The organism is Solwaraspora sp. WMMA2101 (genome assembly GCF_049179175.1).
In the GTDB taxonomy this organism is placed as follows: domain Bacteria; phylum Actinomycetota; class Actinomycetes; order Mycobacteriales; family Micromonosporaceae; genus Micromonospora_E.
In genome coordinates this window covers 565,313-588,507 of the sequence record NZ_JBMHMA010000006.1, presented here as the reverse complement: position 1 = coordinate 588,507, position 23,195 = coordinate 565,313, and the positions used below count along the sequence as shown (strand labels likewise).

General features: G+C 71.6%; 27 protein-coding genes. 17 read left to right on the top strand and 10 right to left on the bottom strand.

Annotated elements, in window-relative coordinates:
- Positions 1 to 21: 21 nt before the first annotated feature.
- From ACN28F_RS03225 to ACN28F_RS03210, 4 genes are all read left to right on the top strand, one after another.
- Positions 22 to 444, top strand: a complete 423-nt coding sequence (locus ACN28F_RS03225) for a phage holin family protein (protein ID WP_421356979.1) — start codon at positions 22 to 24, stop codon at positions 442 to 444.
- Entirely contained in the window at positions 441 to 767 is a 327-nt protein-coding gene (locus tag ACN28F_RS03220) for a DUF3618 domain-containing protein (protein WP_289206628.1), read from the top strand. The genes ACN28F_RS03225 and ACN28F_RS03220 overlap by 4 nt, the downstream gene beginning before the upstream one ends.
- A complete protein-coding gene (locus ACN28F_RS03215) occupies positions 764 to 1,036 on the top strand; it encodes a DUF4235 domain-containing protein (RefSeq protein WP_289206627.1) in 273 nt (90 codons plus the stop codon). The genes ACN28F_RS03220 and ACN28F_RS03215 overlap by 4 nt, the downstream gene beginning before the upstream one ends.
- Before the next feature lie 241 nt (positions 1,037 to 1,277).
- Positions 1,278 to 1,481 (top strand): cold-shock protein, encoded by a 204-nt coding sequence (locus ACN28F_RS03210; RefSeq protein ID WP_007075740.1) that lies wholly within the window; start codon positions 1,278 to 1,280, stop codon positions 1,479 to 1,481.
- Positions 1,482 to 1,656: 175 nt separating this feature from the next.
- Here ACN28F_RS03210 and ACN28F_RS03205 read toward each other — a convergent pair whose 3' ends face one another.
- Complete coding sequence (locus ACN28F_RS03205) at positions 1,657 to 2,640, bottom strand: aldo/keto reductase (RefSeq protein WP_289206626.1); 984 nt, start codon at positions 2,638 to 2,640, stop codon at positions 1,657 to 1,659.
- A 94-nt stretch (positions 2,641 to 2,734) separates the two neighbouring features.
- Here ACN28F_RS03205 and ACN28F_RS03200 point away from each other — a divergent pair, with 94 nt between their 5' ends.
- Entirely contained in the window at positions 2,735 to 3,787 is a 1,053-nt protein-coding gene (locus tag ACN28F_RS03200) for an adenosine deaminase (RefSeq protein WP_421356978.1), read from the top strand.
- Here the strand turns inward: ACN28F_RS03200 and ACN28F_RS03195 are convergent.
- From ACN28F_RS03195 to ACN28F_RS03170, 6 genes are all read right to left on the bottom strand, one after another.
- The gene (locus tag ACN28F_RS03195) at positions 3,775 to 4,011 is read right to left on the bottom strand and encodes a hypothetical protein (protein WP_289206624.1); all 237 of its coding nucleotides are present in this window, start codon (positions 4,009 to 4,011) and stop codon (positions 3,775 to 3,777) included. The two genes, ACN28F_RS03200 and ACN28F_RS03195, sit on opposite strands and share 13 nt — an antisense overlap.
- 297 nt (positions 4,012 to 4,308) lie before the next feature.
- Positions 4,309 to 5,715: a HAMP domain-containing sensor histidine kinase gene (locus tag ACN28F_RS03190; RefSeq protein WP_289206623.1), complete on the bottom strand. Its 1,407-nt coding sequence runs from the start codon at positions 5,713 to 5,715 to the stop codon at positions 4,309 to 4,311.
- Positions 5,716 to 5,744: 29 nt separating this feature from the next.
- A complete protein-coding gene (locus tag ACN28F_RS03185) occupies positions 5,745 to 6,434 on the bottom strand; it encodes a response regulator transcription factor (protein ID WP_282227815.1) in 690 nt (229 codons plus the stop codon).
- Positions 6,435 to 6,501: 67 nt separating this feature from the next.
- Entirely contained in the window at positions 6,502 to 7,458 is a 957-nt protein-coding gene (locus ACN28F_RS03180; protein ID WP_289206622.1) for a glycoside hydrolase family 3 protein, read from the bottom strand.
- A 321-nt stretch (positions 7,459 to 7,779) separates the two neighbouring features.
- A complete protein-coding gene (locus ACN28F_RS03175) occupies positions 7,780 to 8,076 on the bottom strand; it encodes a hypothetical protein (protein ID WP_289206621.1) in 297 nt (98 codons plus the stop codon).
- 39 nt (positions 8,077 to 8,115) lie between these two features.
- The gene (locus ACN28F_RS03170; RefSeq protein WP_289206620.1) at positions 8,116 to 9,258 is read right to left on the bottom strand and encodes a class I SAM-dependent methyltransferase; all 1,143 of its coding nucleotides are present in this window, start codon (positions 9,256 to 9,258) and stop codon (positions 8,116 to 8,118) included.
- 189 nt (positions 9,259 to 9,447) lie between these two features.
- Between ACN28F_RS03170 and thrS the strand changes: the two genes are divergently transcribed.
- Complete coding sequence (gene thrS / locus ACN28F_RS03165) at positions 9,448 to 11,457, top strand: threonine--tRNA ligase (protein ID WP_421356977.1); 2,010 nt, start codon at positions 9,448 to 9,450, stop codon at positions 11,455 to 11,457.
- A gap of 115 nt (positions 11,458 to 11,572) precedes the next feature.
- Positions 11,573 to 12,112, top strand: a complete 540-nt coding sequence (locus ACN28F_RS03160) for an HIT family protein (protein ID WP_421356976.1) — start codon at positions 11,573 to 11,575, stop codon at positions 12,110 to 12,112.
- Positions 12,113 to 12,242: 130 nt separating this feature from the next.
- On the opposite strand, the gene ACN28F_RS03155 is transcribed toward ACN28F_RS03160, so the two are convergent.
- Positions 12,243 to 14,366, bottom strand: coding sequence for an elongation factor G-like protein EF-G2 (locus ACN28F_RS03155; RefSeq protein ID WP_421356975.1), 2,124 nt, complete (start codon positions 14,364 to 14,366; stop codon positions 12,243 to 12,245).
- A 318-nt stretch (positions 14,367 to 14,684) separates the two neighbouring features.
- Between ACN28F_RS03155 and pgsA the strand changes: the two genes are divergently transcribed.
- The 8 genes from pgsA (at position 14,685) to ACN28F_RS03115 (ending at position 20,828) form a co-directional block, all read left to right on the top strand.
- Complete coding sequence (gene pgsA / locus ACN28F_RS03150) at positions 14,685 to 15,323, top strand: phosphatidylinositol phosphate synthase (RefSeq protein ID WP_289206617.1); 639 nt, start codon at positions 14,685 to 14,687, stop codon at positions 15,321 to 15,323.
- Positions 15,320 to 16,252 (top strand): phosphatidylinositol mannoside acyltransferase, encoded by a 933-nt coding sequence (locus ACN28F_RS03145; protein ID WP_289206616.1) that lies wholly within the window; start codon positions 15,320 to 15,322, stop codon positions 16,250 to 16,252. Before pgsA ends, ACN28F_RS03145 begins: the two co-directional genes overlap by 4 nt.
- A 12-nt stretch (positions 16,253 to 16,264) precedes the next feature.
- The gene (locus tag ACN28F_RS03140) at positions 16,265 to 17,425 is read left to right on the top strand and encodes a glycosyltransferase family 4 protein (protein ID WP_289206615.1); all 1,161 of its coding nucleotides are present in this window, start codon (positions 16,265 to 16,267) and stop codon (positions 17,423 to 17,425) included.
- Positions 17,426 to 17,468: 43 nt separating this feature from the next.
- Positions 17,469 to 18,002, top strand: a complete 534-nt coding sequence (locus tag ACN28F_RS03135) for a hypothetical protein (protein WP_289206614.1) — start codon at positions 17,469 to 17,471, stop codon at positions 18,000 to 18,002.
- Between the two features lie 237 nt (positions 18,003 to 18,239).
- Positions 18,240 to 19,118 (top strand): pyridoxal 5'-phosphate synthase lyase subunit PdxS, encoded by an 879-nt coding sequence (pdxS, locus tag ACN28F_RS03130; RefSeq protein WP_421361236.1) that lies wholly within the window; start codon positions 18,240 to 18,242, stop codon positions 19,116 to 19,118.
- Positions 19,115 to 19,729, top strand: a complete 615-nt coding sequence (gene pdxT, locus ACN28F_RS03125) for a pyridoxal 5'-phosphate synthase glutaminase subunit PdxT (RefSeq protein ID WP_421356974.1) — start codon at positions 19,115 to 19,117, stop codon at positions 19,727 to 19,729. Before pdxS ends, pdxT begins: the two co-directional genes overlap by 4 nt.
- 30 nt (positions 19,730 to 19,759) lie before the next feature.
- Positions 19,760 to 20,509, top strand: a complete 750-nt coding sequence (locus ACN28F_RS03120) for a YebC/PmpR family DNA-binding transcriptional regulator (RefSeq protein ID WP_282227804.1) — start codon at positions 19,760 to 19,762, stop codon at positions 20,507 to 20,509.
- Between the two features lie 37 nt (positions 20,510 to 20,546).
- A complete protein-coding gene (locus tag ACN28F_RS03115; protein ID WP_421356973.1) occupies positions 20,547 to 20,828 on the top strand; it encodes a type II toxin-antitoxin system VapB family antitoxin in 282 nt (93 codons plus the stop codon).
- A gap of 282 nt (positions 20,829 to 21,110) precedes the next feature.
- On the opposite strand, the gene ACN28F_RS03110 is transcribed toward ACN28F_RS03115, so the two are convergent.
- Both ACN28F_RS03110 and ACN28F_RS03105 read right to left on the bottom strand, forming a co-directional pair.
- Positions 21,111 to 21,299, bottom strand: coding sequence for a DUF397 domain-containing protein (locus ACN28F_RS03110; protein WP_421356972.1), 189 nt, complete (start codon positions 21,297 to 21,299; stop codon positions 21,111 to 21,113).
- Positions 21,286 to 22,071 carry a helix-turn-helix domain-containing protein gene (locus ACN28F_RS03105; RefSeq protein ID WP_421356971.1) on the bottom strand — a complete coding sequence of 262 codons (786 nt, stop codon included), beginning with the start codon at positions 22,069 to 22,071 and terminating at the stop codon, positions 21,286 to 21,288. Before ACN28F_RS03105 ends, ACN28F_RS03110 begins: the two co-directional genes overlap by 14 nt.
- Before the next feature lie 234 nt (positions 22,072 to 22,305).
- Between ACN28F_RS03105 and ACN28F_RS03100 the strand changes: the two genes are divergently transcribed.
- Both ACN28F_RS03100 and ACN28F_RS03095 read left to right on the top strand, forming a co-directional pair.
- The gene (locus tag ACN28F_RS03100; RefSeq protein ID WP_421356970.1) at positions 22,306 to 22,740 is read left to right on the top strand and encodes a hypothetical protein; all 435 of its coding nucleotides are present in this window, start codon (positions 22,306 to 22,308) and stop codon (positions 22,738 to 22,740) included.
- The gene (locus ACN28F_RS03095; protein WP_421356969.1) at positions 22,733 to 23,014 is read left to right on the top strand and encodes a hypothetical protein; all 282 of its coding nucleotides are present in this window, start codon (positions 22,733 to 22,735) and stop codon (positions 23,012 to 23,014) included. The genes ACN28F_RS03100 and ACN28F_RS03095 overlap by 8 nt, the downstream gene beginning before the upstream one ends.
- Positions 23,015 to 23,195: the final 181 nt, after the last annotated feature.

Sequence of the window (23,195 nt, the reverse complement as noted above, 5' to 3'; positions counted from 1 at the left end):
AACAGCGGGAAAGGAGGCACCATGGCCGACGTCTTGCACCGGCCACCCGCCGAGCAGTCCACCGCGGAACTCGTGCAACAGGCAGGTGAGCAGATATCGCGGCTGGTCCGTGACGAGCTCGCGCTGGCCCGGGCGGAACTGACCGAGAAAGGCAAACACGCCGGAAAGGGCATCGGCCTGTTCGGCGGCGGCGGTGTCGTGGCCCTGTACGGCCTCGGCACGTTGATCGCCGCGGCCGTTCTGCTGCTCGGCCAGGCCTGGCCGCCGTGGGTAGCGGCGTTGGTCGTGGCGGTGCTGCTCTTCGCGGTGGCCGGTGGACTGGCACTGGCCGGCCGGCGTCAGGTCCGGCAGGCGGCCCCGCCGGTACCGACCGCGACGGCGGACAGTCTGCGCGCCGACGTGACCGTGGTCGGCGCGGCCATGAAGCGGGGGCGGCAGTCGTGACCTCGCACAACGGCAGATCGGGCAACGGCAGCGGTGACCTGGACCTGCTGCGGGCCGACATCCGACGGACCCGGGCCGAGCTCGGGCAGACCGTCCAGGCACTGGCCGCCAAGACGGACGTCAAGAGCCGGGTGCGCGTCGGTGCCGCGCGGACCCGGCGTCGGCTGCGGGACCGGGCCGACCAGGTACTGGTCGACGTACGCCGCACCGGCCTGGACGTACGCCACCTGGGATCGCGCGGCGCGCTGCCGGCGGTGGCGGTGGCCGGCGTACTGATCAGCGTGGCCGTGGTGTGGGTGACGATGCGAGGGAGGCGCCGGTGAGCAAGCCGGTCAACAAGCTGGCCTACCGCCCGGTGGGCCTGATTCTGGGAATGGCCGCCGGAGCCCTGGCCGGGGCGATCTTCCGACAGGTGTGGAAGGCCGCCGCCGGGGACGACGACGCGCCCAGCGCGATCGACGAGGAGCGGGGCTGGGGCGAAGTGCTCGCTGCGGCGGCCCTGCAGGGGGCGATCTTCTCGGTCGTCCGGGCCGCCGTCGACCGGGGCGGAGCGACCGGTGTCCGCCGGTTGACCGGCCGCTGGCCGGGCTGACGACGGTGACCGGATTTGCGCACGCCACGAGGGCGTGAACGGCGTCTCAGGTCACATGTCGGCGACGTTCGTCAGGTAGGCTGTGCGAAGTTTTTGCGTACGTGGTTTGCTGTCCACGCTGTTGCGAGACAGCGTGGGTTGAGAGTCCTCCTTCACCGGGGGCCACCTCAGGCGCCGCTGCTCGAAAACGGCCAACCGGCCGCACGGCGTGCTTGGCCGCCAGTTTCAGAAGGAGATACACATGGCGCAGGGAACCGTGAAGTGGTTCAACGCAGACAAGGGCTTCGGCTTCATCACCGTCGACGGCGGGGGTGCTGACGTGTTCGTCCACTTCTCGGCCATCCAGACCAGCGGCTACCGGACGCTGGAGGAGAACCAGCGGGTGGAGTTCGAGATCGCCCAGGGCCAGAAGGGCCCGCAGGCCGAGCAGGTCCGCCCCATCTGACCCTCAGTCGCCGACGCGACGTCGGCTGCTGGGCCCGGCTCTACCCGGGAAGCTTGTGCAACAGGAAGCCCCGTGTCCGCACCGGACGCGGGGCTTTCCCGTCACCGGACACCGGGCGTGCTGCCCTCGTGGGGCCGACCGGCCGGCGACCGGGCGGCCCACGAGGACGCGGCTGTCACCACCGGTGGTGCACCTGCGGCCGGATCAGCTCGTCGTAGACCTGCGCCACGGCCTGCCGGGCCGCCTCGTCCAGCGGTGCCAGACCGGCCGCCGCCGCGTTGTCGCGGGCCTGCTGCGGGTTACGGGCACCGGGGATCACCACGGTGACGCCCGGCTGGTCCAGGATCCAGCGCAACGCGAACTGCGCCATGGTCGCCTGCTGCGGCACGAGCGGCGCGAGCCGGCGGACCGCCGCCAACCCGGTGCCGAAGTCGACGCCGGAGAAGGTCTCACCGACGTCGAACGCCGCCCCGTCGCGGTTGAAGTTGCGGTGGTCGTCGGCGGCGAACCGGGTCTGCTCGTCGTACCGGCCGGAGAGCAGGCCACTGGCCAGCGGCACCCGCGCGATGATGCCGACCCCGGCGGCGGCCGCCGCCGGCAGCACCCGCTCGACCGGTTTGAGCCGCAACGCGTTCAGGATGATCTGCACGCTGGCGACACCCGGCCGGGCGATCGCGGCCAGCGCCTCGTCGACGGTCTCCACACTCACCCCGTACGCGGCGATGCGCTTCTCCGACACCAGGGTGTCCAGCGCGTCGTAGACCGCGTCGGTGTGCAGCACCTCGGTCGGCGGGCAGTGCAGCTGGACCAGGTCGAGGGTGTCGACGCCGAGGTTGGCCCGCGACCGGTCGGTCCAGGCCCGGAAGTTGTCCAGCACGTACGCGGCCGGCTCCTGCGGCACCCGACGGCCCATCTTCGTGGCGACGAACAGCTCGCCCGACCCGGACTCCCGCAGGAACCGGCCGATGATCCGCTCGCTGCGCCCGTCGCCGTACACGTCGGCGGTGTCCAGGAACGTGGTGCCGGCGTCGACGGCGGAGGTCAGCGTCGCCAGCGCGTCGTCCTCGCTGACCGTCCCCCAGTCCGCGCCGAGCTGCCAGGCGCCCAGACCGATCACACCCGCTGTGCGGCCCAGCCGCGGAAACGTACGCTTGTCCACCAGGCGAGCCTAGTCGACACCCCGGACGGTACGCTCGGCGCAGCCGGTCGCCGCCGAGGCGAACCGGCATGGTACGAGGAGGTCGCAGCAGCCGGTGAGTCAGCCGCCACCCGTGACGCCCGAGTTGTCGGCGTTCGTCGAGGGCCTGCCGAAGGCCGAGTTGCACGTGCACCACGTCGGGTCGGCGTCGCCCCGGATCGTCGCCGAGCTCGCCGGCCGGCACGAGGGCCAGAGTCCGGTGCCGGCCGACCCGGACCTGCTCGCCGACTACTTCGTCTTCCGCGACTTCGCCCACTTCATCGAGATCTACCTGAGCGTGGTCGACCTGGTCCGCGACGACGAGGACGTCTGGATCCTCACCCACGAGGTGGCCCGGGAGCTGGCCGCCCAGCAGGTCCGCTACGCCGAGCTGACGGTGACGCCGTACTCGCACGTGCGCCGGGGCATCCCGGCACCGGCTTTCTGCGCCGCGCTCGAGGACGCCCGGCACCGGGCCCGCGCCGACTTCGGCGTCGAGCTGCGCTGGTGCTTCGACATCCCCGGCGAGGCGGGCCTGCCGGCGGCCGAGGAGACCCTGCGGATCTGCCTGGACGAGGCCCCGGACGGGTTGATCAGCTTCGGTCTCGGTGGGCCGGAGATCGGGGTGCCGCGTCCGCAGTTCAAGCCGTACTTCGACAAGGCCAGGGCGGCCGGGCTGCATTCGGTGCCGCACGCTGGGGAGACCACCGGGCCGGAGACGATCTGGGACGCGCTGCGGGAGCTGCACGCCGAACGGATCGGGCACGGCACGTCCTGCGTACGGGACGCGCGGTTGGTCGATCACCTGGCGCAGCGGCAGATCCCGCTGGAGGTCTGCCCCACCTCGAACCTGCGGACCGGGGCGGTCCCCGACCTGGCCGCGCACCCGCTGGCCGAGATGGTGGCGGCGGGGCTGCTGGTGACGATCAACTCCGACGATCCGCCGATGTTCGGCACCAGCCTCAACCAGGAGTATCTCGTCGCCGCCGGGCTGCTGGGTGCGGACACGGCGCAGCTGGCGGGGCTGGCCCGCAACGCGGTCACCGCGTCGTTCCTGCCCGCACCGGACAAGGCGCGGCTGACCGGTGAGATCGACCGGTACGTGGCCGTGGCGGGTCAGCCCCGGTAACCGCCGGCGTAGCTGGGGTCCTGCCAGCAGGCGAGGACCGCGATGACCAGGGCGCCGACCACCGCCACCCAGCGCAGCAGTTGGCGGGGGGTGACCAGGGCGGGTTCGTCCTCGAACTCGGCGTCGGGTCCGTCCGGCGGCGCAGGCTCCAGTGGTTCGGCGCCTTCGTCGTCGCGCCCGTCCCGCCGGGCTCCGGTGGGGGAGTTCCGTAGCGGCGGTGACACGTACACCTACCTCTGTCCAAGGTGGGCGCGCGGCGGGACGACGATGTTGGGGGACCGGGCCCCGCCGCGCGCAAGCAACCCTGGACCTTGGGACACGGGACGGTACTGCGGGTGACGGTCCAGGGCTGCCGATGGGTTCGCAGCAGATGCTGCCACCCGGTGCGTCCCCAACGGAACGGCGTTAATCCAGACCTAAGAAAAGCTTGCGCCACTGAAGACCGGGACGTGACCTGCGCCCCGGGTCAGCCCCGTCGCCGCAGCCGGGAGGTACGCGGTGGGCCGGTACGCAGGGGTCGGTCAGTGCGGCGCGGCGGGGGAGTCCGCGTCGGGTTGCCGGCCGCGTACCGGGTTGCGGTCCCGTTCCCGGGCCAGCCGTCCGACCAAGCCGAACCGGCTGGCCGGCCGGGGCGGGGCGGCCTCGGCGTCGGCGAGCAGCATCACCACGCTGGCACCGCCGAGCCGGGCCCGGTCCAGGCTGACCGAACCGTTGGCCTGCAACGCCACCCGTCGGGCGATGTCCAGGCCGAGCCCGGTGGAGCCCTGATCGCTGGCACCACGGCGCAGCGCCCGGTCGGGGTTGGCGATGCCGGGACCGGCGTCGTCGACCCGGATGGCCACGTACCCGTCGCGGCGCGAGACCGCCACCTCGAACGCGGTGCCCTGCGGGGTGTAGCGGAACACGTTGCCCAGCACGGCGTCGAGGGCGGCGGCCAGCTCCGCCCGGGGCACCGGGACCGGGGTCCGCAGCTGCGCGCCGATCACGGTGTACGCGCGGTTCTGGTCGCCGGCCAGCGCCGACCAGAAGACCATCCGGTCGCGGACCACCTCGGCCACGTCGCAACTGCCCGGCCCGGTCTCCTGGGTGACCGTCTTGCGGGTCGTGTTGATCAGCACGTCGACTTCACCTTCGAGGGTGACGATCGCCTGCCGGATCCGGCGGATGGTGCGGCGGCGGTCCAGTTCGGCCTCGCTGAACGAGCCGACGCTGGTGTCGTCGGAGTCGAGCGCGTCGGCGTCCAGCCGCAGCACCGTCAACGGGGTGCGCAGCCGGTGGGACAGGTCGGCGACGAGCTCCCGTTCGTCGGTACGGGAGGCGACCAGCCGGTCCGCCATCCGGTTGAACGCGTACCCGGCCTCGGCCAGCTCGCGCGGACCGCTCGGCTGGATGCGGACCCCCAGGTCGCCGTCCCCGACCGCCATTGCCGCCTTGACCAGGCCCTTGGCCGAGGCGACCGCGCGGGCCGCGATCCGGTCCACCACGATGACCGAGCAGACCACCAGGCCGGCGGCGATGCCGACGAGCAGCAGCCAGGTGCCGGTGGCGCCCTGGTTGAGCTCGGCGTCGGCGACGAACACCTCGACGACGGTCACCGCCTCACCGACCGTCACCGGCTCCAGGTGCAGCACCCCGCCGTCGGTGGCCACCACCACCGGCGCGGTGCCGGCGGCGGCATCGGCCACGTCGCGGGTGCTCGCCCGGGGCGTACCGCCGAGGTCGAGCCCGTGCACGACGGGCTGCCGCTCGGCGCTCTCACCGAGATTGGCCACTGCTTGGCGGACCGATTCCGGGTCGTTGCTGATCGCCAGCGCGCCGCGCACCACGGCGGCCCGGCGGGCGGCGTCGGCGAGTGCCTGTTCCCGGGTCTCCTGCTGCAGCTGCAGCCCCAGCGGAATGAGGAAGACCAGCGCGATGATCGACGTCATGCCGGCCCCGAGGTAGGCCAGCGCCAACCTCAGTCGGGTACCACCAACCGGAAGCCGACCCCCCGCACGGTGCGCAGGTAACGTGGCTTCGCTGCGGATTCGCCCATTTTGCGGCGAAGCCAGTAAAGATGCACGTCGATTGTCTGGTCCTCGCCGACCGACGGCTGCCGCCATACCTCCTCCAACAGCTCCCGGCGGGACACTACCCGACCTGGCCGGGCGGCCAGGTAGGCCAACAGGTCGAACTCCTTGCGGGTCAGCGCCAGGGCCTCGCCGTCCAGGGTCGCGCTGCGCTCCCCGACGTCGACCCGCAGGCCACCCACCTGGTGCACGGCCGGCGGGACCGAGCGGCTGGCCCGACCCGCCCGGCGCAGCACCGTGGTGATCCGGGCGTCGAGATGGGCACCGGTGAACGGCTTGACCATGTAGTCGTCGGCACCGGCACGCAGCAGCCGAACGATCGCCTGTTCGTCGTCGCGGGCGGTGGCGATGATGATCGGTACGTCGGTGATGCCGCGCAGCATCCGCAGCGCGTCGGCACCGTCCAGGTCGGGCAGGCCCAGGTCGAGAACGACCAGGTCAGGGGTTTCGGCGGCGACCCGACGCAGCGCGTCCAGGGCCGTGCCGACGGCGTGGACCGCGTGTCCCCGGTCGGCCAGCGAGCGCAACATGGCGCCGCGCACGACGTGGTCGTCCTCGACCAACAGCACCGTAGCCACCACACGACCGTACTGCCCTTGGCAAGTCGCCCGCCGGCACGCCCCGCCGGGCGAGCGCGCGGACCGGTCAGCCCGCCGCCGGATAGGTCAACCCGAAGCCGTACGGGTACAGCGGCGACTGCCCGTCACCGTGGTGGATCGGCTGCTGATCGGCACCAGCCATCCAGGTGACCGGCAGTTTTCCGGTCGGCGCGCGGACCCCGAACAGCACGTCGGCGACGCCGGCGCCCTCGGTGCCGGGCAGCCACGACGCGAGCAGCGCGGCCCAGCCGGACACCTGCCCGGCGACGTCCAGCGGTCGGCCGGAGACCAGCACGACCACCACCGGTACCCCGGCGGCCCGCAGCCGTTCGATGGTCGCCAGGTCGGTGTCGCGCAGCCCCATCGCCGCCGGCCGGTCACCCTCGCCCTCGGCGTACGGCGTTTCCCCGACCACCGCGACCGCCACCCGGTAGGAGCTGTCGATCCCGACGCCGGTGGCGTCGTAGGTGACCTGCGTGGACGGGTCCACCGCCGCCCGGATCCCGGCCAGGATCGACGTCCCCGGGGTGATCGGGCCGCTGCCGCCCTGCCAGGTGACGGTCCAGCCGCCACTCTGGTGGCCGACGTCGTCGGCGTTGCCGCCGGCGACGAAGATGCGGTTGCCGGCCGGGTCCAGCGGCAGGATCCCGTCGGTGTTGCGCAGCAGCACCTGGGAGGCGGCCACCGCCTCCCGGGCCAGCGCCCGGTGCGCCGGGGCACCGACGCTGGCGGTCAGCGACCGGTCGGCGTACGGCCGCTCGAAGAGCCCGAGCTCGACCTTCTTGGTCAGGATGCGCCGGACCGCGTCGTCGACGCGGTCCGTGGCGACCCGACCGGCCTCGACCTCGGTACGGAGCAGGTCGATGAAGCGTCGCCAGTCGGTCGGCACCATCGCCATGTCGATGCCGGCGTTGACCGCCTGGCGGACGTCGGCCGCGCTCATCCCCAACGGGTACCGGGTGAGGTCGCCCGGGGTCACCGAGGCGCGTTCGGCCTGGGTCATCAGATACCTTCCGTGGCTACTCCGGCCTTCAGGCCGGGGAGGAAACGGACTCCTGCGGAGCAGGGCAGGGAAGTCGATTCGCCGCCGAGGCGGATCGTCGTCCACCACCCGCACACCGGAACGTGCGGACAGGTGTGCTAATGTGGCGTTGCCTTGCCGGTGACAACCAAGCCGGTCGGGTCTACCGCCGGGCTGGTGGGAAGTGACGTCTGTGGAGACCGTGTAAGACCGATGGGCGGTATTCCGTCCCTTGCCGTTGATTCGGGTCGGCTGTGGTCGGCGAAGCAGAAAACTCAACCCGTGAGGGTCGAATCTCCCTGATTAAGCAGGGGGAGATGTCAACTGGCCGATCTTGTCGTCGAGGCTCATCCGGGCGAGCAGGTCGGTCACCCGGGCGTCGACCGAAGCGTGCGGGTCCCGGTAGGTCGCCTCGCCCGGCGGCGACGACACCCCGGCGTCCGGGCCCGCTGCCGGATCCGCTGCCAGATCCGCTGTCGGCGGCCCGGACGCGGCGGTCAACCGGGCGACGGCCAGCCCGCCGGCCAGCAGCGCGACGATCAGAGCACCGAGCAGGACGCGGACACGGCGGCGGGGCAGCGGCAGACGGAGGGTACGCACGAGCGGAGGGTACGCACGCGTGGCACCGTCGTCGATCCCTCAGGGCAGTCGCAGCACCCAGCGGTACGCCTGCACCAGCCCGGTGTCGAAGCCGGCCGCCGAGCCCCACAGGAAGATCCGGAACTGCCGGTACATCGCCTCGCCCCAGCGTTGCACGATCTCGTCGCGGGCGGCGTCCAGCCGCCGCGCCCATTCCCGGCAGGTCAGGTAGTAGTTGTGCCGGTCATCGGCGATGCTGCACAGCTCGAACGGGGAACGGGCCACGTGCCGCAGGTACTGGTGCAGCAGCAGCGGCGCCGAGCGCCCCGGGTAGATGTAGCGCTTCATGAACGCCGACGCCGCGTGCTTGCGGCGCATCGCCAGGGCGTCCAGGTAGACGTGCCCGCCGGGGGTGAGCAGTTCGGCGTACTTGCGCAGGGTGCGCCGGTAGTCCGGCAGGTGCTCGGTGACCCCCATGTTGACGATCGCGTCGTAGCGGCGCTCGTCGGTGAACGCCAGGATGTGCTGGCGTACCACCCGCACCGCCAGCCCTTCCCGGTCGAACAGGTCGGTCAGGTAGCGCTCCGATTCCCGCGACAGCGTCGTCGTGGTCACCTCGACGCCCCGGCGGGCGGCGTGTTCGGCGAACGCCCCCCAGCCTCCGCCGACCTCCAGCACCCGGTCACCGGGCTTGACGCCGATCGCGTCCAACGCCAGGTCCATCTTGCGGGTCATCGCGTCCTCCAACGGTTCGTCGTCGGCGACGAAGACCCCTTCGGTGTAGCACCGGTGCCGGGTGTCCAGGAAGGTCAGGAAGAAGTCGCTCTCGGCGTCGTAGTGGTGCGAGATGGCCCGCCGGTCGTCCTCGCGCCGGCCGCGCAGCACTCCGGTGACCAGGCCGGAGAAGCGGGCCACCGGATGCAGGTCGCTGAAGAAGGCACGCATCCGCAGCGCCGCAGCCAGGTCGCCGTCAAGGTCGAGCCAGCCCTGCCGGTACGCCACGGCGACCGCGAACTGGTCCAGACCGGCCAGCGCCCGCGCGCCGCGCGGATCCCGTACGGCGATGGTGAACTCGGGCGCACCCGGCCCGAAGTGGTGTTCCGCCCCGGCCTCGTCCACCACCGCGAACGGCACCGGTGGCCGACTGGCGAAAAATGAGTCGTAGCGGCGCCGCAACGCGCCGACCATGTCGGTGGGAGCCACCGCGTCAATCTAACGCCGCGACGGTGCCGCCGTCAGGAGTTCGCCGCGGGACAGCAACGTAGCGTAAACACGCCGTCGCCGTCGCCGTCGGCTGCGGCCCGGCAGCGTCGCCGTCCGACCCGCGCGTGGCGACCGCTAGCATCGGCAACGGCCTCGTCGCCGTACCGTTTCTGACCGAAGGAGTCCGTCGTGTCCGCAAGCGCAGCCCCACCCCAGGCCGAACCCGTCGCGGTCCCGGCCGGGACGACGGCCGCGGACGCGATCGCCGCCGCCGGTCTGCCGGTGAACGGCCCGAAGGCGATCGTCGTGGTCCGGGACCCCGACGGCACGCTGCGGGACCTGGACTGGTCACCGGAGACCGACGTACGGGTGGAGCCGGTCGCCATCGACTCCCCGGACGGGCTCGCCGTGCTGCGCCACTCCACCGCGCACGTGCTCGCCCAGGCGGTGCAGGACCTGTTCCCCGAGGCGAAGCTTGGCATCGGCCCGCCGATCGTCAACGGCTTCTACTACGACTTCGACGTGGCCAAGCCGTTCCAGCCGGACGACCTCGACCGGCTGGAGAAGCGGGTGCAGGAGATCGTCAAGTCGGGTCAGCGGTTCCGTCGGCGGCGCTTCGCCGACCTCGACGCCGCCCGCGCCGAACTCGCCGACGAGCCGTACAAGCTCGAACTGATCGACGTCAAGGGGGCCGCCGACTTCGACGCGGCCGAGGTGATGGAGGTCGGCGGTGGCGAGTTGACCATCTACGACAACATCGACCCGACGTCGGGCAAGACCTGCTGGTCGGACCTGTGCCGGGGTCCGCACCTGCCGTCGACCCGGCTGATCGGCGCGGTCAAGTTGATGCGCAGCGCGGCGGCGTACTGGCGGGGCTCCGAGCGCAACCCGCAGCTGCAGCGGATCTACGGCACCGCCTGGCCGACCCGGGACGCCCTCAAGGCGTACCTGAAACTTCTCGACGAGGCCGCCCGCCGCGACCACCGCAAGCTCGGCGCGGACCTGGACCTGTTCAGCTTCCCCGACGAGATCGGTTCCGGCCTGCCGGTGTTCCACCCCAAGGGCGGCATCATCCGCCGGGAGCTGGAGGACTACTCGCGGCGGCGGCACGAGCAGTCCGGGTACGAGTTCGTCTACTCCCCGCACATCAGCAAGTCGAAGCTGTTCGAGACCTCGGGGCACCTGCCGTACTACTCCGACACCATGTTCCCACCGGCGGAGATGGAAGGCGCGCAGTACTACCTCAAGGCGATGAACTGCCCGATGCACAACCTGATCTTCCGCTCGCGGGGTCGGTCGTACCGGGAGCTGCCGCTGCGGTTGTTCGAGTTCGGCACCGTCTACCGGTACGAGAAGTCCGGCGTGGTGCACGGGTTGACCCGGGTGCGCGGGCTGACCATGGACGACTCGCACATCTACTGCACCAAGGAGCAGATGCCCGGCGAGCTGCGCTCGTTGCTGGCCTTCGTGCTCGACCTGCTGCGCGACTACGGCCTGGAGGACTTCTACCTGGAGCTGTCGACCCGCGACGACTCGGACAAGTTCATCGGGGACCCCGCCGAGTGGGAAGAGGCGACCGAGACGCTGCGTCAGGCGGCGGTCGACTCCGGCCTGGAGCTGGTGCCCGACCCGGGTGGCGCGGCCTTCTACGGCCCGAAGATCTCGGTGCAGGCGCGCGACGCGATCGGCCGGACCTGGCAGATGTCCACCATCCAGTTGGACTTCAACCAGCCGAAGCGGTTCGGGCTGGAGTACCAGGCCGCCGACGGCACCCGGCAGCAGCCGGTGATGATCCACCGCGCGTTGTTCGGCTCGATCGAGCGGTTCTTCGGCATCCTCACCGAGCACTACGCGGGCGCGTTCCCGGCGTGGCTGGCGCCGGTGCAGGTGGTCGGCATCCCGATCCGTGGCGAGCACGGTGACTACCTGGCCGAGTTCGTGGCGATGCTGCGGGCCGAGGGCATCCGCGCCGAGGTGGACTTCTCCGACGACCGGATGCAGAAGAAGATCCGTACGGCGCAGCAGCAGAAGGTGCCGTTCATGGCGATCGCCGGGGACGCCGACGTCGCCGCCGGCACCGTCTCGTTCCGATACCGTGACGGTACGCAGCGCAACGGGGTGCCGGTGGCGCAGGCGGTGGCGCACGTCGTCGACGTGGTGCGCTCACGCACCAACGCCAACCCGACCGCCGCCGAGTGAGCCGCCCCGCCCGCACTGCCCGCGTTGCCCGTCCCGGCGGCGCCGTCCGGGTCGCCGGCACTGCCCGCGTCGCCGGGGCGGTCGTCCTGTCGTGCCGAGCCCGTAGGATCACGAGGTGACTGGCGCGACCGGGCAACCCGGGCCGGATGGCCTCGAACGACTCTGGACGCCGCACCGGATGGCGTACATCTCCGGTGCGGACCGTCCCGACGGCGGCTACGACGCCCCCGGCGGCTGCCCATTTTGTCTGGCACCGCAGCGTCCCGCCGAGCAGAGTCTGGTGGTGGCCCGGGGTGAGCGGGTCTTCGCCGTGCTCAACCTCTATCCGTACAACCCGGGTCACCTGATGATCTGCCCGTACCGGCACGTCGCCGACTATCCGCAGCTGGACACGGCGGAGACCGCCGAGCTGGCCGCCTTCACCCAGACGGCGATGCGGATGGTCCGGCGGGTCAGCAGCGCCCACGGGTTCAACATCGGCATGAACCAGGGTTCGGTGGCCGGTGCCGGCATCGCCGCCCACCTGCACCAGCACGTGGTGCCCCGGTGGGGTGGCGACGCCAACTTCATGCCGGTGATCGGCCGGACGAAGGTGCTGCCGCAGTTGCTGGCCGACACCCGCGACCTGTTCGCCGAGGCCTGGCCAACCAGCTGACCCTGCTCCCGCCCACCCCGCGCCCGCCCTGCCCCCCGCCCGCCCTGCCCCGACGATCTTGCACTTATCGTTGGACAATTCCGACAAAAGCTCTCGATAACTGCAAGATCGTCGGTGGAGTGGGGGTGGGTCAGCTGGCGGGGGCGGGCTCGTAGTGCGCGAACGCCCGGCTGAAGGTGCCGGCCCCACTGGTCATCGAGCGCAGCTCCACCGCGTACCGCAGTAGTTCGGTCGCCGGCACCTCGGCCCGGACCACCGTCCGGTCGGTGTCGTCGTCGGTCGGCGTCGTACCCAGCACCTTGGCACGTCGCCCAGCCAGGTCGCCGAGCACCGCGCCGACGAACCCGTTCGGCACCGTCACCGCGACATCGTCCACCGGTTCCAGCAGCACCGGCCGCCCGGTCGTCGCCGCGTCGCGCAGCGCGAGCGCGCCAGCGGTCTGGAACGCCGCGTCGGAGGAGTCCACCGGATGCGCCTTGCCGTCGACCAGGGTGATCCGCAGGTCCACCACCGGGTGACCGGCGACGACGCCCCGGCTCAGTTGGGCCCGGATCCCTTTCTCCACCGACGGGATGTACTGGTGCGGCACAGCGCCACCAACCACCCGGTCGACGAACTCGACACCACTGCCCGGCGGCAGCGGCTCGACCTCGATGTCGCAGACGGCGTACTGGCCGTGCCCGCCGGACTGCTTCACGTGCCTGCCGTGCCCCCGGGCCGCCACGGTGAACGTCTCCCGCAGCGGCACCCGGACCGGTTCGGTGGTCAACTCGACGCCGCCGCCGCGTAGCCGGTCCAGCACCACGTCGGCGTGCGCCTCACCCATGCACCACAGGACCAGCTGTTGGGTCTCGGCGTTGCGCTCCAGCCGCAGCGTGGGGTCGCCGGCGACCAGCCGGCCCAGGTTGCGCGACAGGGTGTCCTCGTCGGCCCGGCTCGCCGCCACCACCGCCACCGGTAGCAGCGGTTCGGGCATCTGCCAGGGCTCGACCAGCAGGGGATCGTCGGCGGCGGAGATGGTGTCGCCGGTCTCCGCGCTGCCCGACTTGGCGATCGCGCAGATGTCACCGGCGACGCAGAACGGCACCTCCTGCAGCTGCGCCCCCAGTGGACGGTAGACGTGCGCCAGTCGTTCGTCGGCGTCGTGATCGGGGTGACCGCGGTCGGCCAGCCCGTGCCCGGCGACGTGTACCCGCCGGTCCGGGCTCAGCGTGCCGGAGAAGACCCGCACCAGCGACACCCGGCCGAGGTGCCGGTCCACGGTGGTCCGGACCACTTCGGCGACCAGCGGGCCGGCCGGGTCGCAGCGCAGCGGCGGCCGGGGGGATCCGTCCACTCCGGTCACCGCCGGCAACGGGTGCTCGGCCGGGGTCGGGAACGCGGCGGTCAGCAGCCACAGCAGCGCGTCGAGCCCGACGCCGGTGTGCGCGCAGACCGGCAGCACCGGGTAGAAGTGCCCCCGCGCCACTGCCGTCTCCAGATCGTCGACGAGCATCTTCGGGTCGAGCTGTTCACCGCCGAGGTACCGGTCGAGCAGGGTCTCGTCCTCGCTCTCGGCGATGATCCCTTCGACCAGCTCGTTGCGGGCCTCGGTGATCGCCGGCAGGTGCTCCGGGTCCGGCGGCCGCACCTGCGGCGGGTGACCGGCCGAGTAGTCCAGGACCTGGCAGGCGAGCAGGTCCAGCAGCCCGATGATCTGCACCCCGTCGTCGGCCAGCATCGGCAGGTGCAGCGGCAGCACGTTGTCGCCGAATACCCGTTGGCACAGCGCCACCGCCTCGTCGACATCCGCCCGGGGGTGGTCCAGCCGGCTGATCGCCACCGCGCGTGGCATCTCCACCGCCGCGCACTCCTCCCACAGCGCTGCGGTGGCCGCGTCCATCCCGTCGGCGGCGCTGACCACGAACAGCGCCGCGTCGGCGGCCCGTAGCCCGGCGCGCAGCTCACCGACGAAGTCGGCGTACCCGGGGGTGTCCAGCAGGTTGACCTTCACCTCCCGGTGGACCAGTGGGGCGCAGGTCAGAGCGACCGAGCGTTGCTGGCGTACGGCGGCCGGATCGTGGTCGCACACCGTGGTGCCGTCCGGTACGGTGCCGGCCCGGCCGATCACGCCGGAGGCGGCCAGCAGCGCCTCGACCAGGGTGGTCTTACCCGATCCGGAGTGCCCGACGACGACGACGTTACGGATGCGGTCCGGATCGGTCACCGCTGTGCCGGCCCCGGGGCCGCTGCGATCGTGGTTCTTCTGCGCCATGACGTGCGCACCTCCTGGCTGACTGCGTGCGTGGGGCGGGAGCCGTGCTCCGTGACGGGTGACGACTGCGCCGCCGGATGACCGGGGGGTGATTCCGCGGCGACGTCGTCGGGCGGTGGGGGCCCGCTCGGTAACGTGAGCGGTGCCCGGGCGAGCTCACTCACGTTCACGAGTCGATCCCACACCCGCGACGCGCCGTACACAAGTCCGGCGCGCGGCGACGCGCCGTAGACAGAGCCGGCGCGCGGCGACCGAGTCCGGGCCGTGTCCACGGCCACCGTGCCGCCCGTTTCCACCGACCGTTATCGTGGGACCGCCATGGCGAAGATCTTCAGAGTGTCCGTCCGCGCGGGCATCACCCGGGTGATCGAGCCGGTAGCCCGCGGACTGCTCAGTGTCGGGATCCCGCCGAACGCGGTCACGGTCGCCGGCACCGTCGGTGTGCTCGTCGGCGCGATCGGCTTCGGTGCCCGGGGGCACCTGATCACCGGTCTGGTGATCGTGACCCTGTCGGCGTTGACCGACGTGCTCGACGGCACCATGGCCAGGCTGCGCGGTGGGTCCAGCACCTTCGGGGCGTTCCTGGATTCGAGCATGGACCGGGTCGCCGACGGGGCGATCTTCGCCTCGGTGGCGTACTGGCTCGCCGTCAGCGGCAATCGGCCCGGAGCCGTCGCCGCCTTGATTTGCCTCGTCGCGGGCGGCATCGTCTCCTATGTGAAGGCGCGCGCCGAGGGCCTCGGCATGAGTTGCAACGTCGGTATCGCCGAACGCGCCGAACGGCTGATCCTGGTCGGGATCGGGGGCCTGCTCAGCGGCCTCGGGGTCAGCTGGGGGCTGCCGGCGGCGCTGTGGCTGCTCGCCGCGCTGTCGTTGGTGACCGTCTGGCAGCGGATCGTCCACGTCCACCGGCAGAGCGCCGAGCTGGCGCGCTCGGCGCAGGGCGTCGACGCGTGACCCCGGTCGAGTTCGGCTACGCGGCGGCCTGGCGGGCGGTCCGGGCGATGCCCCGGCCGGCGGCGGCGGCCCTGTTCCGCGCCGGTGCCGACCGCGCCCACCGGCGCGGCGGGCCGGCGGTACGTCGGCTCGCGGACAATCTGCGCCGGGTGGTCGGGCCCGACCTGCCGGCGGCCGAGTTCGACCTGCTGCTGCGCGACGCCGTACGTTCCTACGCCCGCTACTGGATGGAGATGTTCCGGCTGCCGTCGTTGAGCCGCCAGCAGCGGCTCGCCGCGTTCGACCTGGCCGGGTCGCAGATGCTGGCCGAGAACGTGGCGGCCGGGCAGGGTTCGGTGGTGGCGTTGCCGCACGCCGGCAACTGGGACGCGGCGGGCGCCTGGGTGGCGGCGAACGGCTGGCCGCTGACCACGGTCGCCGAGCGGCTGCGCCCCGAGGGCGTCTACGACCGGTTCGTGGCTGCGCGTGAACGCCTCGGCATGGAGATCGTCCCGGCCACGGGCGGCCCGCGTCCACCCTTCGACGTCCTGCTGGACCGGATCGGGCAGGGTCACGTGGTGCCGCTGCTGGCCGACCGGGACCTGTCCGCGCGGGGCGTGGAGGTGACGTTCTTCGGCGGTCGGACCCGGATGCCCGCCGGGCCGGCCCTGCTGGCGCTGCGCACCGGCGCCCCCTTGTACGTCAGCGCTATGTGGTTCGAACCGGACCGGGCGCGCGGGGCCCTGGAGGGTCCGCTGCCGCTGCCCGACCCGGCGTCGGGCTCGCTGGACGAGCGGGTACGCCGGCTCACTCAGCAGGTCGCCGACCGGATGGCCGCCGGCATCGCCCGGCACCCGCAGGACTGGCACATGATGCAGCGGCTCTGGCTGGACGGGCAGCCGGGCACCGACCGTGGCCGCTCGGGCACCGGCGTCGCCGGGCCGGGATGAGTGGAGGCCAGCGTGCGGGTCGGCATCGTGTGTCCGTACTCCCTGGATGTTCCCGGTGGGGTGCAGAACCACGTCATCGATCTCGCTGAGGCGCTGATCGGCCTCGGCCACGAGGTCAGCGTGCTGGCCCCGGCGGACGAGGACGCGGACCTGCCGCCGTACGTGGTGGCCGTCGGGCGGTCGGTGCCGGTGCCGTACAACGGTTCGGTGGCCCGGGTCAGCTTCGGGCCGGTGGTGACCACCCGGGTCCGGCGCTGGCTAAACCGGGGCGAGTTCGACGTCCTGCACGTGCACGAGCCGTTCGCGTTGAGCGTCAGCCTGCTGGCGGTGCTCTGCGCCCGGGGCCCGGTGGTGGCGACCTTCCACACGGCGATGACCCGCTCGCGGGCGCTGGCGGCGGCCCAGGGCATGTTGCAGCTGGTGCTGGAGAAGATCACCGCCCGGATCGCCGTGTCGGCGCTGGCCCGCAAGGTGCAGGTCGAACACCTCGACGGGGGAGCGGTGGAGATCCCCAACGGGGTGGCGGTGGCCAAGTTCGCCGACGCCGAACCGCTGCCCGGCTGGCCCGGCGAGTGCGCGCCCGGCAGCGGCGGCACCCTGGGTTTTCTGGGCCGGTTCACCGAGCCGCGCAAGGGCTTCGGGCTGCTGCGCCGGGCGTTCGTGACGATGGCACCGCACCGGCCGGGCCTGCGGCTGCTGGTGGCCGGTCCGGGCCGGCCCGCCGACCTGTACGCGGACATCCCCGATGAACTGCACGACCGGGTCACGTTTCTCGGGCTGGTGTCGGAGTCCGACAAGGCCCGGATGCTGCGCAGCGTGGATCTGTACGTGGCGCCCAACACCGGGGGTGAGTCGTTCGGGATGATCCTGACCGAGGCGATGGCGGCGGGGGCGGCGGTCGTCGCCAGTGACCTGGACGCCTTCCGCCGGGTGCTCGACGGCGGTCGGGCGGGGGAACTGTTCCCCACCGGCGACGCGGTGGCCATGGGCCGGGCGGTCACCGATCTGCTCGACGACGAGCCCCGCCGGTCGGCGTTGGCCGCGCACGCCCGACAGGTGGTGGCGGGCTTCGACTGGCCGGCGGTGGCTCGCCGGGTGCTGGAGGTGTACGCCGCCGCGATCGAGGCCACCGACGGCCGGGTGCTGTACCAGGAGTGGGCGGAGCCACGGTGAGCGGGACCACGGCGTACCCACGGGCGGCACTACGATGCCGGGAATGTGGTGGGTGGTCGGTGTGAGTGTCGCGGTCGTGCTGGCGTCGGCGTACCTCACCTGGACGGCGGCCCGGGTCGACCGGCTGCACGTACGGGTGGCGGCCGCCGCCCGCGCCCTCGACGCCCACCTGCTGCGCCGGGCGGCGGCGGCCGCCGTGCTCGCCGAGGAGAAGTACGGCGTCGAGCTGTACGCGGCGGCCCGGATCGCCCTCGACGCGGCCTCCCCGGAGGAGCGTGAGGCGGCGGAGAACGACCTGACCCGGCAGTTGCGGGCGACCGCGCTGGTCGGCGACGACCCGGCGACCGAGGCGGTGGTGGTGGCGAGTCGGCGGCTGGTGCTGGCCCGCCAGCTGCACACCGATCTGGTCCGGGACGCGTTGCTGGCCCGGCGGCGTCCGCTGGTGCGGTTGCTGCGTTTTGGTCGACGCCACGACGAGCCCCGGTACTTCGACATCGACGACCCGACGTTGACCCGGGATCCGGATCTGTCGTCGTCGCCGGCGGTACGCGGTGGCGGCGACACCGCCGTCAGGTAGGCCGACACCGCTGTGAGGTAGGCCGACGCGGCCGTGAGGTAGGCCACAGGGCAGGCCACCGGCTTGCTGATTGGCTGTCGGTGGACCCTGTCGGCGGGCGTAGCATCGGCAGCGTCCCTCTCCGTACCGTCGCCGAGGAGCCGATCCGCCGTGTCCGAGACCGTCGACCCGTCCGCCGCTGCGGCCACCACCACGCCCGTTTCCGGCACCGCCGCCAGCTCTGCTCCCGGCGCTGCCGTGACCGGCTCCGCCCGGGTCAAGCGCGGCATGGCCGAGATGCTCAAGGGCGGGGTGATCATGGACGTGGTCACGCCCGAGCAGGCCAAGATCGCCGAGGATGCCGGCGCGGTCGCGGTGATGGCCCTCGAACGGGTCCCGGCCGACATCCGCGCCCAGGGTGGGGTGTCCCGGATGAGCGACCCCGACATGATCGACGGCATCATCGCGGCGGTCTCCATCCCGGTGATGGCCAAGGCCCGGATCGGCCATTTCGTCGAAGCGCAGGTGCTGCAGGCCCTCGGCGTCGACTACGTCGACGAGTCCGAGGTGCTCACCCCCGCCGACTACGCCAACCACATCGACAAGTGGGCGTTCACCGTCCCGTTCGTCTGCGGCGCGACCAACCTCGGCGAGGCGCTGCGCCGGATCACCGAGGGCGCGGCGATGATCCGCTCCAAGGGCGAGGCGGGCACCGGCGACGTCTCCAACGCCACGACCCACATGCGGCGCATCGGCGGTGAGATCCGCCGGCTCACCTCCCTGTCACCCGACGAGCTGTACGTCGCCGCCAAGGAGATGCAGGCACCGTACGACCTGGTCAAGGAGGTCGCCGAGACCGGGAAGCTGCCGGTGGTGATGTTCACCGCCGGCGGGATCGCCACCCCGGCGGACGCCGCGATGATGATGCAGCTCGGCGCCGAAGGGGTCTTCGTCGGCTCGGGCATCTTCAAGTCCGGCAACCCCGCCCAGCGGGCGGCGGCGATCGTCAAGGCCACCACCTTCTACGACGACCCGGACGTGCTCGCGAAGGTGTCCCGGGGCCTCGGCGACGCGATGGTCGGCATCAACGTCGACGACATTCCCGTGCCGCACCGGCTCGCCGAGCGCGGCTGGTGAGCACCGACAGCGGGGTGCGGGTCGGGGTCCTCGCCCTGCAGGGTGACGTCCGGGAGCACCTGCGGGCGCTCACCGAGTGTGGCGCGAGCGCCCGCGCGGTCCGCCGCCCGGTCGAGCTGGAGCAGGTCGACGCCCTGGTGGTGCCGGGCGGCGAGTCGACCACGATCAGCAAACTGGCGGTCGAGTTCGACCTGCTGGAGCCGATCCGTAAGCGGATCTCGGCCGGGATGCCGGTGTACGGCTCCTGCGCCGGCATGATCATGCTCGCCGGGGAGATCCTGGACGGGCGGCCCGACCAGCGCGCCTTCGCCGGCATCGACATGGCGGTACGCCGTAACGCGTTCGGCCGGCAGGTGGACTCCTTCGAAGCCCCGGTGACCATCGACGGCCTCGGCGATCCGCCGTTTCACGCGGTCTTCATCCGCGCGCCGTGGGTGGAACGGGTCGGTGACGACGTCGAGGTGCTGGGCCGGGTGGCCGCCGGAGCGGCCACAGGTAGGATTGTCGCGGTTCGGCAGGGCAATCTGCTCGCCACGGCCTTCCACCCAGAGTTGACCGGCGACCGTCGCGTTCACCAACTGTTCGTGGAGATGGCTGCTGCGGCAGACTGACCCCGCAGGTGGGAAGCGACGGAGGTGCACATGTCCGGCCACTCCAAGTGGGCGACGACCAAGCACAAGAAAGCGGTCATCGACGCCAAACGCGGCAAGATGTTCGCGAAGCTGATCAAGAACGTCGAGGTCGCCGCCCGGACCGGCGGGGGTGACCCGGCCGGCAACCCCACCTTGTACGACGCCATTCAGAAGGCCAAGAAGAGCTCGGTCCCGAACGACAACATCGACCGGGCGGTCAAGCGCGGCTCCGGCCTGGAGGCCGGCGGCGCCGACTGGCAGACCATCATGTACGAGGGGTACGGGCCGAACGGTGTCGCGCTGCTCGTGGAGTGCCTGACCGACAACCGCAACCGGGCGGCGACCGAGGTGCGGACCGCCCTGACCCGCAACGGCGGCTCCCTGGCCGACGCCGGTTCGGTCTCTTACCTGTTCTCCCGCAAGGGTGTGGTGATCGTCCCCAAGGGCGAGCACACCGAGGAGGACGTGATGATGGCCGTCCTCGACGCCGGCGCGGAGGAGGTCAACGACCTCGGCGAGGCCTTCGAGGTGGTCAGCGAGCCGGGCGACCTGGTCGCCGTACGGACCGCGCTGGTGGACGCCGGCATCGACTACGAGTCGGCCGAGTCCTCCCTGGTGCCCAGCGTGAACGTGCCGCTCGACGAGGAAGGCGCCCGCCGCATCTTCAAGCTGATCGACGTGCTGGAGGACTGCGACGACGTGCAGAACGTCTACGCCAACTTCGACGTCTCCGACGAGATCATGGCCGCCGTCGGCTGACCGGCCGCGTTCATCGCCGGGATACGGACGTTGCCCGGTGCCCGCGCGGTGCTCGCTGCCGCGCCTCCGAGATATCGCTAGCTGGGAGGGGTATCTCGTAGCCAAGACTCTGCTGGATCTTGATGACGATCTGCTGGCGGAAGCCACCACCGCGCTGGGCACAAGCTCGACGCGGGAGACGGTGACGGAGGCACTCCGGCAGGCGGTGGAGTCCAGCCGCGAGCGGCGGCAGCGGGCACTGACCGACCTCCAGGAAATCACTGATGCTGGCGGTTTCCACTTCGATCAGCTCGATGCAATCGACAGGTGCAGTACCTGATCGACACGAGCGCCCTGGTTCCGGTACCGGACGACGCCTCGTGATCGCCACCGCGACTCGTCTGAAGTTGACGGTGCTCCACCAGGACGCTGATTTCGAGACCGCAGCTCGCTTCGTGCCGCAACTGGCTCAAGAGCGGATCGCATGACCGGCCGCCCTTGGGCAGCACCTCCGCCGGCCCCGCACTGCGGCCGCCGCTGAACGCTCGCGAGTGGAGGGCTGGGGTACGTAATTCCGCGAGAATTACGTACCCCAGCCCTCCACTCGTTGATGCCGCTAGGCTCAGTTGGGTGCCTTGGTCAGTTCGACGAAGTGTGACCAGGCGGTCGGGGTGAAGGTCAGGGTGCCGCCGTCGCGGTTCTTGGTGTCCCGGACGTGGACGCGACCAGGGATGTTGTCGGCGACCTCGACGCAGTTGCCGGTGCCGGTGGTGCGAGTGCTCGTCCGCCAGCGCGGCTCACTTGTGTTCATGCAGCATCCTCAGGATCAGGTCTCGGGACTGGACCACGGGCAGGGCCAGCGCGTCAATCTCCTCCCAGGCTAGTTCCAGGTGTGCGAGATCGGCACGCGCGTTCGCCACGTGCCCAGTCAGCTGATCGTCCATGTAGGCCGACCGTCGACCGTCCGGCATGTTGGCGATGACGAACGCCCCGGAGAGCCCGACGTGGATCCCCTCCGACTCGGCCGGGATCACCCGGATCCGCACATGCGGCCGATGACCCGCGTCCACCAGATGCCCGAGCTGGTCCTTCAGCACCTCACTGGGCCCACGTCGTAGCGCCACCTCGCCGATGATGGCGGACAGCCCCACCGGCTCGTCCCGGTCGATGGTGGCCGCCTGGCGCTCCCGTCGCTTGACGACCAGCCCGTCGATCTTGCCGGCGTTCGACGGCACGGCCGAGAAGACCTCGCGCATGTACGACTCGCACTGCAGCAGCCCCGGCACCAGCATCGGCTCCCAGGAGCGCAACAACGCCGCGCGGCGTTCCTGTTCGAACCAGGACCGCAGCCAGGGCTGCCGATCTTCCCGCGCGTCCTTGGCCGATTGTTGGATCTCGTCGCCGGTGCCGAAGAAGTCGTCCATGCGTCCTGCGGTGCCCTCCTGCGGCACCAGTTTCCCCGACTCGAAAGACTGCACCAGGGACTTCGATACGCCGATCGCCGCCGCAAGCCTGTCCTGGGCCATTTTCCGGCTGGTCCGCAGTTCCCGCAGGCGAGCGGAGAGGGAAGGCAGGTCATTCACGATTATCACCCCGAATGGTCGGTCGACGGTGTGCCATCGCCGGGCGGTGGCTGTAGTCATCTTCCGCCGAAGGCGGCGCACAGTCCAGGGTGGAAATCGACGGAAGTACGACCCCGGTCGACTCCACCCGAGGGGGAAAGCATGATCAGGAACGACGGAATCGGTGGTGAACCCCGCCTCGCCCGATATCGATCTTCCCAGCAATGCCCAGACGACATGTCGAACGAGAGGAGTGTGGACGATCTTCCGTCCGCTCCCACTCCAGGTCGGCCGCCGCTGCCGAAGCGGAATCCCGGCGAGACGGATCCGGATCAGGGCTGGCCGTTCCGGCCGACCGGCGCCCGGGGTGTCGCGCCGGCTCCCACCGGGTCCGGCGGGGCACCCGGAGCGGCCAGGTCGCCAGAACTGTCCCGGGCGATCCACGACGCGAACTCGACGGCCCGTACACATCTGCCGAACCGGACCACCGGGGAGTGTCACCGCTGCGGCGGTGTCCCCGGACCCTGCCGTCCGTTTCTGCGAGCGATCGCGATCCTGGACCGGTGGGAGCCGGCGAACGCCCGGCGGATCCGTGCCGTACTGCATCTTTCCGGGTTGATGCCCGACGGTTACCCGCACGACGGCCGGGACGAGTCCGCCGAGTCGTATGGAGCGCTCGATGATGCCTGACGGTGAGGTGCAGGTGTGTCCCGGTGACCTCGTGGCGCTGCGCCAGTGCGACCACCTGGACGCCGACCGCCCGGTCCGGCTGCGGGTCGAGGAAGTCTGGCCGTCCCCGGAGTGGCTGTCGTGGGTGACGCTCCACGGCCGGGAGATCAGCGAGGACCCGCAGCGGCACGGCACCGTGGTCGCCGTGCGGGCCTACCGCGACGCGCTGTGCCGACCCGGGATCGTCACCAGGTCGGCGGCCAACAACCAAGGGGAGCCAGGCGCGTCCCCCTGAAAGCACCCCCGGGGCGGGCAATCCCATCGTCGCCCCCGCCTCGGGGGACCCGACCGGGACCCTTCCAGGTCCCAGCTGAACGACCCCGGGGCGTCGCGCCTCACCGCTCCCCGCAGCTCACCGGTGCGCCGGGTCACCCGGCAGCCCTCTTCGGGCGATGTCCCCGTCGCCCGCAACAGGG